The organism is Streptomyces sp. NBC_01298 (assembly GCF_035978755.1).
Lineage (GTDB): Bacteria > Actinomycetota > Actinomycetes > Streptomycetales > Streptomycetaceae > Streptomyces.
Genome location: NZ_CP108414.1, coordinates 1084286 through 1099442 on the forward strand (window position 1 = coordinate 1084286; position 15157 = coordinate 1099442).

The 15157-nt window shown below is 66.7% G+C and carries 9 protein-coding genes; 8 read left to right on the forward strand and 1 reads right to left on the reverse strand.

The annotated features are described in order from the left end of the window. Positions 1-3016: 3016 nt before the first annotated feature. The 6 genes from OG730_RS04955 to OG730_RS04980 all read left to right on the forward strand — a co-directional run bounded on the left by OG730_RS04955 (position 3017) and on the right by OG730_RS04980 (position 13180). The gene (locus tag OG730_RS04955; protein ID WP_327303014.1) at positions 3017-3331 is read left to right on the forward strand and encodes a hypothetical protein; all 315 of its coding nucleotides are present in this window, start codon (positions 3017-3019) and stop codon (positions 3329-3331) included. 1826 nt (positions 3332-5157) lie between these two features. Continuing rightward, positions 5158-7443, forward strand: coding sequence for a CRISPR-associated endonuclease Cas3'' (locus OG730_RS04960; RefSeq protein ID WP_327303015.1), 2286 nt, complete (start codon positions 5158-5160; stop codon positions 7441-7443). 450 nt (positions 7444-7893) lie between these two features. Then, entirely contained in the window at positions 7894-8589 is a 696-nt protein-coding gene (gene cas5c, locus OG730_RS04965) for a type I-C CRISPR-associated protein Cas5c (RefSeq protein WP_327303016.1), read from the forward strand. 4 nt (positions 8590-8593) lie between these two features. Next, the gene (gene cas8c, locus OG730_RS04970; protein WP_327303017.1) at positions 8594-10357 is read left to right on the forward strand and encodes a type I-C CRISPR-associated protein Cas8c/Csd1; all 1764 of its coding nucleotides are present in this window, start codon (positions 8594-8596) and stop codon (positions 10355-10357) included. A 69-nt stretch (positions 10358-10426) separates the two neighbouring features. Next, positions 10427-11323, forward strand: coding sequence for a type I-C CRISPR-associated protein Cas7/Csd2 (gene cas7c, locus OG730_RS04975; protein ID WP_327303018.1), 897 nt, complete (start codon positions 10427-10429; stop codon positions 11321-11323). A 1263-nt stretch (positions 11324-12586) separates the two neighbouring features. After that, the gene (locus OG730_RS04980) at positions 12587-13180 is read left to right on the forward strand and encodes a hypothetical protein (protein WP_327303019.1); all 594 of its coding nucleotides are present in this window, start codon (positions 12587-12589) and stop codon (positions 13178-13180) included. Positions 13181-13251: 71 nt separating this feature from the next. On the opposite strand, the gene OG730_RS04985 is transcribed toward OG730_RS04980, so the two are convergent. Next, complete coding sequence (locus OG730_RS04985; protein ID WP_327303020.1) at positions 13252-13446, reverse strand: antitoxin; 195 nt, start codon at positions 13444-13446, stop codon at positions 13252-13254. A 232-nt stretch (positions 13447-13678) separates the two neighbouring features. On the opposite strand from OG730_RS04985, the gene OG730_RS04990 reads away from it, so the two are divergent. Together OG730_RS04990 and OG730_RS04995 are read left to right on the forward strand one after the other, a co-directional pair. Beyond that, the gene (locus OG730_RS04990) at positions 13679-14020 is read left to right on the forward strand and encodes a hypothetical protein (protein ID WP_327303021.1); all 342 of its coding nucleotides are present in this window, start codon (positions 13679-13681) and stop codon (positions 14018-14020) included. Between the two features lie 37 nt (positions 14021-14057). Beyond that, the gene (locus OG730_RS04995; RefSeq protein WP_327303022.1) at positions 14058-15149 is read left to right on the forward strand and encodes an AAA family ATPase; all 1092 of its coding nucleotides are present in this window, start codon (positions 14058-14060) and stop codon (positions 15147-15149) included. Positions 15150-15157: the final 8 nt, after the last annotated feature.

Sequence of the window (15157 nt, forward strand, 5' to 3'; positions counted from 1 at the left end):
GGGGCGTCCGCCACCACTCCCCCGTCCCGAGTTCAATCACGCGAGTGTCGAACCTCGATCGCCCCGAAGGGCGACCGCCACCCGACGGCACGTCGATCAGGTACTAGCCGCCCGCCTTGTTGCGATCCTCAGTCGTCCCGAAGGCGACCGCCACGTGTCCTCGAAGGCCCACTCGTAGCCGACTATCCCGTTGCGATCCTGGGCCGCCCCAAAGGACAACCGTCACGTCCAGCTCCCCGCGCTGGGTGTACCAGGCGGTGATGTTGCGATCCTCGGTCCTCCCCGAAGGCGACCGCCACGCTTGTGGACCTGGCGCCGGGGTCCCGCGTGCGGTCGTTGCGATTCTCGGTCGCCCCGAAGAGCAACCGCCACACGACTTCGGCCGCGATGTCGATGACGTGGTACTCGTTGCGATCCTGGGCCGTCCCGAAAAGCGACCGCTACAGGTTGAGCAGGGGCCAAATATCCCGGTCGCCGTCCTTGCGATCCTCGGTCGTCCCGAAGGGCGACCGCCACCTCTCCACCGAGCTCGGCGAGATGACCCGCCGAGGTGTTGCGATCCTCGACCCTTCGGAAGGACGACCGCCACCCACGCGGTCAAGCCGCACACGACGACCACACAGACGTTGCGATCCTCGGCCTTCCGGAAGGACGACCGCCACCCCGGTGGTCGCTGGCACCGAGCCGCACCCAGAGGGGGATACGGTCCTCGATCGTCCCAAACAGCGACCGCCACCCCTGCCGAGAGGCGGCGTTCTCTCTGACTCCTCACGGTTGCGATCCTCAGCCGTCCCGAAGGAGCAACCATCGGCACTTGTAGATCAGTTGGACGTGCGCCGCGCGGAACACGGTGCTGCGATCCATGGCCGTCTCGAAAGACGACCGCCCACGGTGACCACGCCGGCGACAGTACGGGTGTCGTCGTTACGATCCTCGATCAACCCGTAGGGCAACCGCCATGCTCGTGGCACTGTCGGCACGGCGCGTCCTCACGCAGCTGCGACCCTCGGCCGTCCCGAAGGGCGCCCGACACCGCCACCGTACAAGTTCACGGCACCGTAGGTCAGGCCGTTGCGATCCTCAGCCGCCCAGAAGGCCAACCGCCATATCAACGCGGATCATCGCGTTGACGCTGAAGCGGACGTTGCGATCCTCGGTCGTCCCGCAGGGCGACCGCCACTCAACGAGTAGATCCCGCTGCCACCGCAGGAGTTTGTTGCGATCCTCGGTCGTCCTGAAGGGGCAACCGCCGACACTCGTAAATCAGCTGGACCCTCCACGCGGAACACGCTACTGCGATCCGCCAGCCGTCCGACGACCACCACCCCGCGCTGAGAAGGTCAGAGCCCAGCTTCTCCGAGAAGTTGCGATCCGCAGCCATCCCGATAGACGGCTGCCACCCGCTGCGGTGGCGGGGTCTCGTTCTTCTCGTCGCTGCAATCCTCGGTCGTCCCGAAGGACCAGCGCAACGTGCATGACGTCGATGAACCCGCGGTACATGGGGACGTTGCGATCCTCGGCCGTTCAGAAGGGCGACCGCCACCCGTCTGTACTGGATCATGCGGGCGCTGGTGATCGAGTTACGACCCTCGGCCGTCCCGAAGGACGACCGCCAACCCGTACGGGCTCGATCTCGCCTCCCAGGTACTCGGCGTTGCGATCCTTAGTAGCCCCAAAGAACGACCACCACCGGCCTGGCCCTGGCGAGTGCCCCCTCGACCTCGGCATTGCAATACTCAGTCATCCCGGAGTACGACCACGGCCCGAAGCCGACGGCGAGCGCGAGGGCGGCCTGGGCGTTCCGGTCCTCGGTCGTCCAGAATCATCACCGTCATTGGGTCCTTGAGCTATTCCTAGACCTCGCGGTCCTCGTTGCGATTCTCGGCCGTCCCGAAGGACCACCGCCACGCACCGAGCGTCCCATCGCCACCGCAGTCCCCGTGGACTTGCGACCCTCGATTGACCCAAAGGACGACCGCCACGATGGCGCCGACCGTCGGCGCGCTTAACACCCCAGGTTGATCCTCGATCGTCCTGAAGGCCGACCGCCACCGAGGTTGCACCGGCGAGCATCGTTTTGGACAGGCCGTTGCGATCCTCGGTCGTCCGGAAGAACGACCGCCACCTCGTCCAACCGCGCCAACCCTTCGGCCGCTTCCTCTTTACGATCCTCGGTCGGTCCGAAAGGCGACCGCCACCGGCCCGCGCGACGACCTCAGTCGCCCGCTTCGCGGCGTTGCGATCCTCGGTCGCCCCGAGGGGAGACCGCCACTGCGCGGCCGGTGCCAGCTTGGCGATCTCCTTTTCGTTGCGATCCTCGGTCATCTCGAAGGACAACCACCACAGGCGAGGCTCTGGACCTCTGCAATGGGGGGCCTTGCGGCCCTCGGTCGTCCCAAAAGGCGACCGCCACACGCCCTAGTCACCCTGCGGCGTCTGCCCAACCTTGTTACGATCCTCAGCCACACCGAAGGGTAACCGCCATGCGCGCGGTAGGTCACGCGTCCGTGAATGTGCGATCTTCGTTCGTCCCTAGAGGCGACCGCCACGCCGAGCCCAAGCCCGGCCAGGGCTCTTCGCAGCCCTGCTGCGACCCTCGGCCGTCCTGGAGGACGACCGCCACGCTCGGCCAGGACCAGCGTGCGCGCACCATCCCGCAGTTGCGATCCTCGGTCGTTACGAAAACGACCGCCACCCCCCGGCCTGCTCAGTCGCCGACATGTCCAGGCCGTTCCGATCCTCGATCATCCCGAAGAAGGACGACCGCCACAACATCGAAGTCGACCCGGTCGACGGTCTTCGTGTCATTTGCGATTCTCGGGTGTCTCGAAGGCGACCGCCACCCCCATCGTGGGGCCGGGCGGTTTATCGTGGGCATCGAGTTGCGATCCTCGGCCATCCGGAAGGACGACCGCCACGCCGAGCGACCTTTCGTTGCCGTCCGACTCGGGGTTGTTGCGATCCTCGGCCTTCCCGAGGGGAGACCGTCACTGCGAGGTTCCGCCTTCGGCTGCGCGTGTCCACCGTTTTGCGATCCTCGGCCGCTCCGCAGGGCGACCGCAAGCTGCATCAGCCGGAGCGGCAATCAACAAGCATCAGTTCCCGATCCCTGTTGCCGCGCTCCTCGGCCGTCCCGAAGTACGACCGCCATCCCGATCTGGCGGGCGGCCATCCCCATGCCCTTGCCCTTGCGATTCTCGGCCGTCAAAAGAAAGACGACCGCCACCAGACCCGGACCGCGGTTGCGTGGGCCCTTAAGCAGTTCCGAACCTCGGCCGTCCGGAAGGACTACCGCCACCTGCGCGACGGACAGGCCCTTCGCAAGGGCTAGTCGGTTGCGATCCTCGGCCGTCCGGAAGGGCGACCGCCACTCATCCCGCGGTATCTCGTCCGGGGCGAACCACTCGTTGCGATCCTCGGCAGCCCCGAAGAGCGACCGCCACATCTCCGCCCCTACTGCGACTTCCGCCACCGCCTGATGCGATCCTCGAACGCCCCAAGGGGCAACCGCCACCAGACCTCATGGCTATGTTCCCTCGGCCGTGTGCGGGTTGCGATCCTCGGCCGTCCCAAAGGACAACCGCCACCGGGACCGGTAGACCGACTTCGCGGAGTGGTGCAGGCCGTTGCGATCCTCGGTCGTCCCGAAGGACAACCGCCACCACCGCCGGGGCCGGCACGGTCATCAACGCCGCGGTGCAGTGGCCGTCGCGAAGGACGACCGCCACTGCAACTCGCCGTTGTTGGACGGCTTCAGCCCGTCGTTGCGATCCTCGGCCGCCCCGAAGGGTGACGGCCCCCAGCAGCCGAGCAATATGTCGAGCTGTACCTCAACCAGCTGCGATCCTCGGTCGTCCCGAAGGGCGACCGCCGCACCTGCACCAGTGCACCGGACGCGTGGTGCGGCAGAAGTTGCGATCCTCGGTTGTCCCGAAGGGCGACCGCCACACCCGGCGAGCACCCGCGCCGCGTTCGTCGAGCTGTGGTTGCGATCCTCGGTCGCCTCAACAGGCGACCGCCACGATGCGGGGTTCTGGCATCGGGATGCCGATCCGGGTGTTGCGATCCTCGATCGTCCAAAGGACGACCGCCACCATAGGAAGTGTCCTCGTGGCGCGGCTGTCCGCGCCGTTGCGATCCTCGGCCGTCCCTAAGAACCACCGCCACCCGACAGTAGCCCCGTCCACGCCGCTCGCTACACCGTTGCGATCCTCGGCCGTCCCTTAAGGACGACCGCCACCAGACCGACGTGGTTCAGGTTCGGCTGCGAGATCAGGTTGCGATCCTCGGTCACCCCGAAAGGCGACCGCCACCACCGGCCTGACCGGGCAGTACAGCGACACCCCTATATTGCGCTCCTCGGCCCCGAAGGGCTACCGCGGCTCGGTCAGGTTGCCGGCCATGGTGACGCAGCCCCGGCGGTTTCGATCCTCGATCGTCCCGAAGGGCGACCACCACGCTGCTCCCGGAGCCCCTCATACCGCCGGTCGACCTGGTTGCGATCCTCGGTCGTCCCGAAGGACGACCGCCACGTTGGCGCCTTTCTGGAAGCCCTTCGTGAGGATGTCGTTGCGATCCTCGGCCGTCCGGAAGGACGACCGCCACCCCCAGCCGCATTCCCGTGTAGGCCTTGGTCATCATGTTGCGAGCCTCGGTCATCCCAAAAGGCGACCGCCGCTGCCGTACTGCTGCCGCACCGTCGGTCTCGCCTCGGTTGCGATCCTCGATCGTCCCGAAGGGCAGCCGCCAGATGACAACCACCACTCGTGACGCGCTGCTGAACCAGTTGCGATCCTCGGCCGTCCCGAAGCACGACCGCCATACTCCCCCGACTCGCGCTCACCGGCTTGCTGCTCGCCGTTGCCATTCTCGGCCGTCCGGAAGGACGACCGCCACCGCCCGACACCTGCTCGGCGGGCATCTGGACGACATGTTGCGATCCTCGGCCGTCCGGAAGGACGACCGCCACTCTGACTCACGTGCGGGATTCAGCCTAGCCGGACCGGCCAAGGGGCTGACTTCACACCGCAAATGGCACCAAATTAGATGTTCTTGCTTCGGTGCGGACCGCGTGTCGCGTGTGTGCATGAGGTTCCGAAGCTCCCTCCTCAGGCTCACGAAGAGGATTGTCAGTGGCCCCTCGTAGGCTGCTCGACCATGTCGAGATTACTGGTTGAGTCCCGCGACAACAGCGACCGTCCTGGCGAGGCACTGTGGGCTCATAGTCGCAGTACGGTGACTGGCCTACGACATACCTTGCAGGATCATCTGCGGGGGTCGGCTTCGCTCGCGCGTGTCTTTGGAGACGCGTTCGGGATGGGGCGCTCTGCTGAGTATCTCGCCCTCGTGCACGACGTGGGGAAGGGGAGCTGTGCATGGCAGGTGGCGCTGGTCGAGCGGGCTGAGCGCCTCGGGGGCAGAGTCGGCGTTCCCCACAAGGGTGCCGGTGCCCACTTGGCCGCGCAGGTGTTGGGCCGACCTTTCGCTTCACCGGTGCTTGGACATCATGGCGGGATGCCCTCCTTGCAGGAGGTAGGGGTTGTGCTGGCTGAGCTTGCCGGCAAGGGCCCGGAGGCGGAGACGGCCAGGGAAGCAACCGCGCGGGTTGCTCAGTTCGTTCCTGAGATTCTCCGTGAGGGAAGGATCGCGCCTCCGTCCTGGCTGTCCGACCCGAAGCTCTCGGCGTCTGAGCTGCGGCTACGGATGGATCTGCTGGTCAGGATGCTGTTCAGTTGCCTGGTCGACGCCGATTTCCTGGACACGGAGGCGCACTTCGCCAGCGAGTCCGTGCGCCTGGGGCCGCCGGTCGATATGGATGGGCTTGCCACACGGTTTGAGGTGCGTCGGGGCGAGATGCTTGCCAGGCGTGAGAAGTCGCCTGTGGACGAGGTGCGTGGCGCCGTGTATGAGCAGGCTCTCGCTGCGGCTTCAGGGCCGCCTGGGATGTACGTGCTGCATGTGCCTACTGGTGGTGCGAAGACACTGGCCTCCGCGGGGTTTGCTCTTCGGCATGCTGCCGCTCATGGTCGGCGCAGGGTAGTGGTGGCGGTGCCTTTCATCAGCATCACGGAGCAGAACGCCCAGGTGTACCGGGACATGCTGGATCCGCGTTCGGAGGCGGAGGGTGGACCGGTGGTGCTGGAGCACCACAGTTCGGTCGATCTGGACGACGAAACAGCCAGTGGCAGGTGGTCACGGCTCGCGGCAGAGAATTGGGACGCCCCCTTCGTGGTCACGACGACCGTACAGCTGTTTCAGTCGCTGTTCGCCCGTAAGCCGTCGGCTATGCGCAAGCTTCACCGCCTGGCGGGGAGTGTGATCGTTTTGGATGAGGTCCAGGCGCTCCCCGACCGGCTCCTGGTGCCAATCCTGAGTGTTCTGCGTGGGCTGGTGGAGCACTTCGGGGTAACCGTCGTGCTGGCTTCGGCGACGCAGCCGGAGTTTTGGTCTTTGCCAAGGCTCGAGGGTCTCGATCGCCGCGCGGTGGTAGACGACGTGACGGACCTGTTCCGAAAGCTGCGCAGGGTCAGCTACGAGTGGCGTGTCGGCGGGGGCGTCACATGGGAGAGCGTTGCGCAGGAGATCACGGAGTCAGGCCAGCAGGCTTTGGCCATTGTGAACACCACCAAGGATGCCGCCCACCTTCACCGGCTGCTCGCGGACAGGTGCCAGGAGCATGTGCGGCATTTGTCGACGCGTATGACGGCCAGCCACCGGCGGGAAGGGATCTCGTCCATCCGACAAGACCTCAAAAAGGGGCTGCCTGTTCGGGTTGTGTCGACGCCGTTGATCGAAGCGGGCGTGGATGTTGACTTCCCTCGCGTATACCGGGCGTGGGCGCCGGCCGAGTCTTTGCAGCAGGCGGCCGGACGCTGCAACCGTGACGGGCGCCTACCGCACGACGGTGTGGTTGTGGTGTTCCGGGCTGAGGGCGCGGGCCAGCCGAAGGATCCCTCCTACACAGCTGCGCTGGAGGCGACATCCAGGTTCTTCGGCCCGGGTCTGGCCCACCCGGATGATCTCGATGCCCTGGCCGCCTACTACCCGCAGCGGTACGCCTACCAGGTGGCGGGAGGGGAGGGCATGGGTAGCCACATCGAGGTGGCCCGGCAGGCGCTGGACTTCCCGCAGGTCGCCGAGGACTTCCAGATGATCAATGACGAGTACTCGCAGGCCGTGGTGGTGATCAGGGACGAGGAGGACCGCGCCGGGATCGAGAGTGATGTTGCGGCGCTGCGGGGTCCGTATCCGTGCGGGCCTGAGGTGTTGCGCCGATTGCAGCCACACATGGCTGCGCTGCCTCGCCATGAGGTCCGGGTGGCCCTGTCGTGCGGGCTCGCTGAGCCGGTGGTCGGTGATCTCGTCTTGTGGTGCGGTCAATACGACGAGGAGAGGGGCTTGGACCCCTTCGCGCCGGAAGATCGTGCGGGATATCTGGTCTGACAGCGCGGGTCGGTGGCTACCCTGTCGCGAGGTGCCCTGGTGGGGTGCCGGACGGCAGTTCACCCGCTGGGTGAGCTGAGGGTAGAAACAGTGTGATCGACGCGAATTCGCTCGATCCTCCATCGATCAGGCGCGGCCACGCATGAGCAGTATGTGGGCGCGTCTGACGCATTTTTAGTCACCCAGACGTCTCCGCGGCATGGCGCTGCCATGTTGATTTCAAGACCTAGCAAGACGCTTCGATATCACTCAACTCTGCTTCACCGCACGGACGTTGATGTCCCGGGGCGTTGTCAGTGGCGGCTCGTAGGGTGCGGGGGCACCGCAGTCGGCGACAGGCGCCGCACGAGGCGGGTTCGTCGGCTTGACTGTCATGAAGGGGTGGAGGCGCAGTTGCGTACGTCAACTTCGAAGGAGAGCAGGGCCGCGGGGCGCGGAAACGGGGGCTGGATGTTCCCCGATCTGGTGGTCGAGACGTGGGGAGAACTTGCCTGCTACACCCGTCCGGAGCTGAAGGCTGAACGCGTCAGCTATCCGGTCATGACCCCTTCGGCGGCCCGCGGGCTTCTGGAGGCGATCTTCTGGAAGCCTGAGTTCAGCTACGTGATCACCCGGATCGAGGTGCTCGCACCGATTCAGTGGGTGCAGGTACGTCGCAACGAGGTGAAATCCACGATCAACGCCGGCACGGTGCGAGATCTGCGCGCGAACCGCACCCGGCGCTACGACGTCGAGGCCGACCGGGACCAGCGCAGCACCATGGCCCTGCGAGATGTCCGGTACCGCATCGGTGCCCAGATCGTCACGTCCGCCCGGGCCAACGCTCCCGAGGAAAAGTACCGCGAGCAGCTGCGCCGCCGGGTAGAGCGTGGTGCTAGTTTCTCCCAACCATTCTTCGGATGCCGGGAGTTCACAGCCCACTTCGGGCCGGCCACGGACTCGGCCGAGAGTGCCTGCCCCATTGCGCGTACCGAGGAGCTGGGCGTGATGCTCCACTCCATCGCCTACACGCCGCAGGGCGAACGGTACCGGTGGTTCAGGGCCAGCCTCGTCGACGGGGTGCTCCACGTTCCCCTGCAGCCGCTTCCCGACGAGGCGGTGGCCATGCCCCAGGCGCCGTGGCGTGCGACCGGAACGGAGGACTGAGGCCGTGCTGCTGAAGCGCCTGACCGAATACTCCGAGCAGCTCGGGAGCTCGTTGCCCCCGGAGTTCTACCGGCCGAAACAGATCCACTGGATCCTGCACATCGAAGAAGACGGCGGCGGCGCCCGGCTCGTATCGCGCCGCCCTCCGCCCAAGGCGCGGGACCAGGCGCTGATCACGCCAGTCCCCTACGTGCAGCGGTCCGGGACGAAGGTACCGCCCTACCTCCTGGTGGACACTGCCGAGTTCGTTCTCGGGCGGCCGAAGAACACCGGCCGGCCGGACGGCCCCTCCCCCAAGGACGAGGAAGAAGCGCGGCGCCGCCATGCCGCCTACCGGGAGCTCGCCCTGCGCTGGGCCCATGGCGATCCTGACAATCCCTCCGCCGTCGCTCTTCGCGCCTTCTTCACTGCCGGAGGGCTCCCGGCACAGGGGCTGCCGGAGGACCTGGACGCGAAGGACACCGTGGCCGTCATGGTCGGGACACGCTGGGTCCACGAAGACACCTCGGTTCAACGCGTGTGGTCCGAGGTGGCGCGGGAACGCAAGGGCGGCGACGGCCAGCGCGGGCTATGTCTGATCTGCGGCACCGTGGGAGACCTGCTGGCCACCATCCCCGAACCGGTGAAGAAGGGTGCGATCCCCACTACCGGCGGGAGCAACGAGGGCCAGCTCATCAGCATCAACACCACTGCCCAGGGTCGCGACGGCACCACCCAACTGGCCAATACCCCGGTCTGTGACCGATGCGGGCAGCAGGTGATGGCCACCCTCAACTACCTCCTGGCAAGCGACACCAACCGCCGCCGCTTTCCGGACAGCGTGATGGTGTGGTGGACCCGCTCCCCCGCCGATGACTCACTCATGGCGCTGCTGTACGAGGACCAGCCCGACCCGGCAGCCATCGGCCATCTCCTCACCGCCCTCCACAACCAGCACACCGCGGCGGCCGCCGACCGTGTGAATCCCAACGACTTCTACGCCTTGACCCTGGGCTTGAACAACGCCCGCATCGTCGTGCGCGAATGGCTCGAGGTTCCCCTCGAGGAACTGAAGGCGAACGTGGGCGCCTGGTACCTGGACCACGGCGTCCACGACGGATGGACGGGCCAGACCCGCTACGTGCCGCTGTGGCTCCTGGCTATTTCAGCGGGACGCCACGACGGCAACCGCTACGTCAAGGACAGTGCGGCTCACGGCCTCGAAGCCGACCTTGCCCGCTGCGCACTGCGGCGTACTCCGCCGCCGGCCAGGCTGCTGCCCGCGCTCCTGCAGCGCATCCGCGCAGACCACCACGTCGACGTCGCCCGTATCGCCCTGCTCCGGCTCGTCCTCAACCGCTCCACCGACCCCAGGGACCATCTGATGCCCACCTTGGACCTCTCCAGCGCCGACCCCGCCTACCTGTGCGGGCGGGCGTTCGCCGTCCTCGAAGCCGTGCAGCGCGCCGCCATGCGGAATGTGAACACCACAATCCGCGACAAGCACTTCAGCGCCGCGGTCACCGCCCCCGGAGTAGTCCTGACGCAGCTCCGCATCGGAGCAAACGCGCATCTCAAGCGCCTTCGCCGCGACCGACCTTCCGCGGGAGCAGCCCTCGAAGCCCGCCTCAGCGAGGTCTTCAGCGCCTTCAGCGACGACCTCCCCCTGCACCTGACACCCCGAGAGCAGGGCCGCTTCGTCATCGGCTACGAACAGCAGCGCGCTGCCGACCGTGCCGCGGCCAAGGCTCACAGCACCGACAGCAAGGACCCCGAGCCCGCATCGTGATCTGCTCAAGGGCAGCTACACGCCGGCATGTCACCCACAGCTGACAGCTCACCCAGAGAACGGACCGTCATGACCCAGGCGCACCTTGACCCGACCCGCAAGCACGACTTCGTGTTCCTCATCGACGCCACCGACAGCAACCCCAACGGAGACCCCGACAACGGCGGTATCCCCCGCACCGACCCGGTCACCGGACAGGGCCTGATCACCGACGTCGCCATCAAGCGCAAGATCCGTAACACGGTCGCTCTGATCAACCACGAAGAGAACAAGCCCGGTTACGAGATCTACGTCGAAGCCGGCGTCGCTCTCAACGCTCAGCACGAGCGCGCCTACACACCCGAGAACGGGGCCACGAACCAGAGCGAAGCCCGTACCTGGATGTGCCGCAACTTCTTCGACGTCCGCATGTTCGGCGCCGTGATGTCCACCGGCAAGAGGGACAAGACAGCCGGCCGTGTCCAAGGGCCTATGCAAATCTCCTTCTCCCGCTCCATCGACCCCATCACCCCCTTCGATATCGGCGTCACGCGAGTCACTCCCACCAAGCAGGAAGACATCGACGCCTGGCACAACCCCGAGGAGGGCAAGAAGGGCAAGGAGACCGAGATGGGCTCCAAACACATCGTCCCCTACGGCCTCTACCGCGGCGCCGGACACTTCAGCGCCCCCCTCGCTGCCAAGACCGGCGTCACCAGCGAGGACCTCGCAGCCTTCTGGCGCGCCTTCACCCTCATGCTCGACCACGACCGCGCAGCAGCCCGAGGGGCCCTCGCTCTGCGTGGCCTGTACGTCTTCACCCACGACGACGCCTTCGGCCGCGCCCCCGCCCACACCCTCCTCGACCGGATCCACGTCAAACCCCTCGGTGACGTCAGCGCCCGCAACTTCACCGACTACGGCACCGTCGAGATCCGGGACGCCGACCTCCCCGCCGGCATCACGCTGACCCGCCTCATCGGGTGAAAAGCCAGCCCACAACTCGCCACCCGGCGCGATCCGTCCATGCCAGGTTGCAGGCCCCCTACCCGGCAGCCACCGAATGACAACCCATGCCTGACCATCTCCAGGCGCTTCAGTCTGGCCGCAGCCGCTGCCCTCCGGGGCGCCCGAGGGCCGCAACCTTCGAGCTGGCCAAGGCCCTCAGCACCGTGCGCGGCGGCCGCGCATGAATGGCCAGGTCCCTTCCGAGGCGACCGAGGATCACAACACGACGACCACGGACCCCCTCTCCAAGATCTGGAGTGGCGGTCGCCTTCCGAGGCGACCGAGGATCGCGACTGGTAGGCGCCCCATCCGCTGGTATCCGTCTCGATGTGGCGGTCGCCTTTCGAGGCGACCGAGGATCACAACCTCGTTGCGGACCTGGTCCTCGTCAAGCGCGGGATCGTGGCGGTCGCCTTCCAGACCGAGGATCGCAACGCCGCCGCGATCCTCGCCGCGGCCTCATCGTGGGTGTGGCGGTCGCCATCCGAGACGACCGAGGATCGCAACATGCTCGCTGCCAAGGTCGCGGTGGCGGCGGAAATGTGGCGTTCACCTTCCGAGACGACCGAGGATCGCAACGGATACGCCGTCTGCGTCTGCTGGACGTTCTGCGTCGTGGCGGTCGCCTTCCGACGCGACCGAGGATCGCAACCACCACGCGGCCGTCCTCCAAGCTCACGGTCCGAAGTGCCGGTCGGCCTTCCGGGGCGACTGAGGATCTCAACCACCGGTCCGACTCTCAGGTCGTGCGGCCCACCGTGGTGGCGGTCGCCGTGCGAGGCGACCGAGGATCGCAACATCGCCGCCGTCGTGAAGCTCGTCCGTTACCAGCTCGTGGCGGTCACCTTCCGAGGCGACCGAGGATCGCAACGACTACTACCGAATGGACGCATACCGCCGAGTCGGGTGGCGGTCGCCTTCCGAGGGGACCGAAGGGCGCGACGGCCTTCGGCGCCACAGCTCCTGACATGCCTACGTCTACGCACGGAACCTGTTGAACCACCCAAGAATGGGCAGAGAAGGAAACGTTCAGGGGCATCTCCTGAAGGTGCAGCCGTGCCGCCCTCAGATACTGCGAAACCCCCGAGCATCGGCCGATGGGCGGGGGGTCGCGTACACCTCTTGGAAAGTGTGGTCTCAGTCTAACGGGGTGCCGGGCACGCTTGCGGTGCCCACGTGCGACAACCCCACCCCTTTACCCGTATTCTGCTATGGCAGATTCGGGAGAGAGGTGGGGTTGTCGTGGCGAAGCCGCTGGTACTGGGCCGCAAGGAGATCGCCAAGGTGTACGGCATCGCACCCACGGCCGTGAGTGACCGGTGGGTTCCTGGCGGGGTGCTCTCGTACGAGGACGCGGTGATCGTCTCGGGCAAGCCCTACTGGCCGGGCGGCCTGGTGATCGACCTGGCGCTTCCACCGGGGAGCCGTGGCCGGCAGCTGGATCAGGGCCTGCTGCAGAAGCTCATCGAGGAGCAGGGTGCGACGTCGAAGCCGATGAAGGCTGCGGAGTTGCCGCCTCTGGTCGGCGCGCAGGAGTACGCGGAGCTGTTCGGCGTGAGCCAGGTGAAGGTGAGTCAGGCGGCGCGGACGAGTGCGCGCGGCCAGCTGCCGGCGGCGGACTACTCGCTGTCGGGGTCGTCGCTGTGGCTGCTGGATACGGTGCTCGCCGGCGCGGAGCACACGGTGAGGGTTTCAGCGGAGGCCCGCCGTAGCCCTGGGGAGTGGAAGTTGAACGAGTCGGTTGCGGAGCAGCTGAGGACCGGCACGTACGAGGGTCCGGGGTCGTCGTTCAAGGCGCGCGGAAAGAAGGCCGTGGCGGAGGACTCCGAGGCCTAGGCTCCGCGCCTTCGTTGCAGCCGGCCGCCCTCGCGGGTCCTTCGGGACCGGCGAGGGCGGATCTCGTGCTCTTACGCCTGCGGCGGGCGGCCTTCGGGCTTGTCCGTGCCGAGCTGCTCGTTGAGTTTCTGCTGAACCATGTCGGTCTGGCCCTGGTACTTGTTCTGGGTCTTCGCGTCGAAGGCGTCTCCGGCCTTCTCTACGCCCTGCCGGGCTGTGTCCTCGTGGCCCTTGAGCAGGCCCTTGAGCTTGTCGAGCATCGACATGACGGCTCTCCTTACGGATATCGGCGGATCCAGCATTGCGGCATTTGTTCGGGCTCGCATCCGCAGACTGCCGCTCAACCCGCGCTGGCGGCCAGGCGTCTCGGCTCTCCGGATGCTGATTGACACCCCCCTCGCAGGTAGTAGAATTGCGATACAGGCAGGGCGGTGCGGTTGATCCATCACGCCGGAGTGACGTAGAAATAGGCCACTACTTACAAGAGGGGGAAAGTTCATGACTTCCATGCAGCTCGAATTGCCGATGGCGCCGCTGCGCCACCCGGACCGGGCCGGCGAACCGCTGAGCATCCAGGACCGCTTCGAGGCGTTCCACCAGCTCAACCCCTGGATCCTCGGGAAGCTGGAAGCCATGACCGCCGACTGCGTCGACCGAGGCCTGAGGCGGGTCGGTATCGGGATGCTCTTCGAGGTCCTGCGCTACGAGTACGGCAGGGCCACCAGGGGTGACGTCTGGAAGCTGAACAACGACTACCGGTCCCGCTACGCCCGCCTGCTGCTTGAGCGGCACCCTGAATGGTCCTCGGTCTTCGAGACCCGAGGCCTGCGCAGCGCCTGAAATAGGCCACTACACATCACACCTCTTGGAGTAGTTCATGCCCACCCAGCCCGTCCCCAAGCTCCGCACCCGAAAGCCGACCGGTGTCATCCCCTGGCCGGTGATCCTCCTCGAAGGCGAGGAGAAGGCAGGCAAGAGCCACACGGCCGCCACGTTCACCGGATCCAAGAAGACCGGACAGGCGTACTGGCTGGAGCTCGGCGAGGACACCGCCGACGAGTACGTGAACGTGCCCGGCGCGGACTACCTGCTCATCGACCACAACGGCAGCTACCGCGACATCCTCGGCCAGATCGAGGCCGTGCACGCCGAAGCGAAGCGGGCGGCCGCCGCGAAGGAGAAGCCGGTGGTCCTCGTCATCGACTCGGTGTCGATGCTGTGGCGGATGCTCGTGAACTGGACCAACGAGCGGGCCAGGCGCTCGATCTCGGGCCAGAACAAGCTGCGGAAGGACCCGGACGCCGAGGTCAAGCCGTCCATGAACCTGTGGAACGACGCCGCCGAGCGGTGGAACAAGGTGATGTACCTCGTCCGCACCATGCCGGGCATCGTGATCCTCCTCGCACGCGGCAAGGAGGTCACCGCCGTCGACGGCAACGGCGACCCGATCCCCCGCACCAAGGACTGGCGCGTCGAGGGCCACAAGTCCCTCGCCTTCGACTCGACGGTCTGGGTTCGACTGCGCCGCAACGAGGACCCCCAGATCATCGGCGCCCGCTCCCTAAAGTTCGAGGTGCCGCGCGGCGGGGAGCCGAAGAACGCGCCGGACCTGACCATCGAGCAGCTGGTGTTCGGGTGGATGGGCTGCGCGATCCACAACCAGCCGAGGGCGACACCCGAACTGACGGGTGACCTCGCGCAGGCGTGGCTGCCGAAGGTCAACGAGGCGGCCGCTGCCGGTGTGGGCGAGCTGAAGAAGCTGTGGAAGCAGATCGAGGGGAACGAAAACCTCAGCCGCGAGGAGGTCTTGGTGATCCGGGCCTCCATCGAGCAGAAGGCCGTCGCGTTGCAGAACCCGAAGCCCCTCGTGGACCCGACGAGCGATGCCGCGCGCCTGCGGGCTGCCGCAGCCGAGGACGGCGAGGAGCCACCGCCGGGAACGGCCTTCGACGAACACGAAGCCGCCTGATCCCCTCC

Excerpts from the sequence above, each read along its gene's own strand:
- OG730_RS04960 (WP_327303015.1), top strand. The coding sequence starts at position 5,158 with ATGTCGAGATTACTGGTTGAGTCCCGCGACAACAGCGACCGTCCTGGC.
- cas5c (WP_327303016.1), top strand. The coding sequence starts at position 7,894 with ATGTTCCCCGATCTGGTGGTCGAGACGTGGGGAGAACTTGCCTGCTAC.
- cas7c (WP_327303018.1), top strand. The coding sequence starts at position 10,427 with ATGACCCAGGCGCACCTTGACCCGACCCGCAAGCACGACTTCGTGTTC.
- OG730_RS04985 (WP_327303020.1), bottom strand. The coding sequence starts at position 13,446 with ATGTCGATGCTCGACAAGCTCAAGGGCCTGCTCAAGGGCCACGAGGAC.
- OG730_RS04990 (WP_327303021.1), top strand. The coding sequence starts at position 13,679 with ATGACTTCCATGCAGCTCGAATTGCCGATGGCGCCGCTGCGCCACCCG.
- OG730_RS04995 (WP_327303022.1), top strand. The coding sequence starts at position 14,058 with ATGCCCACCCAGCCCGTCCCCAAGCTCCGCACCCGAAAGCCGACCGGT.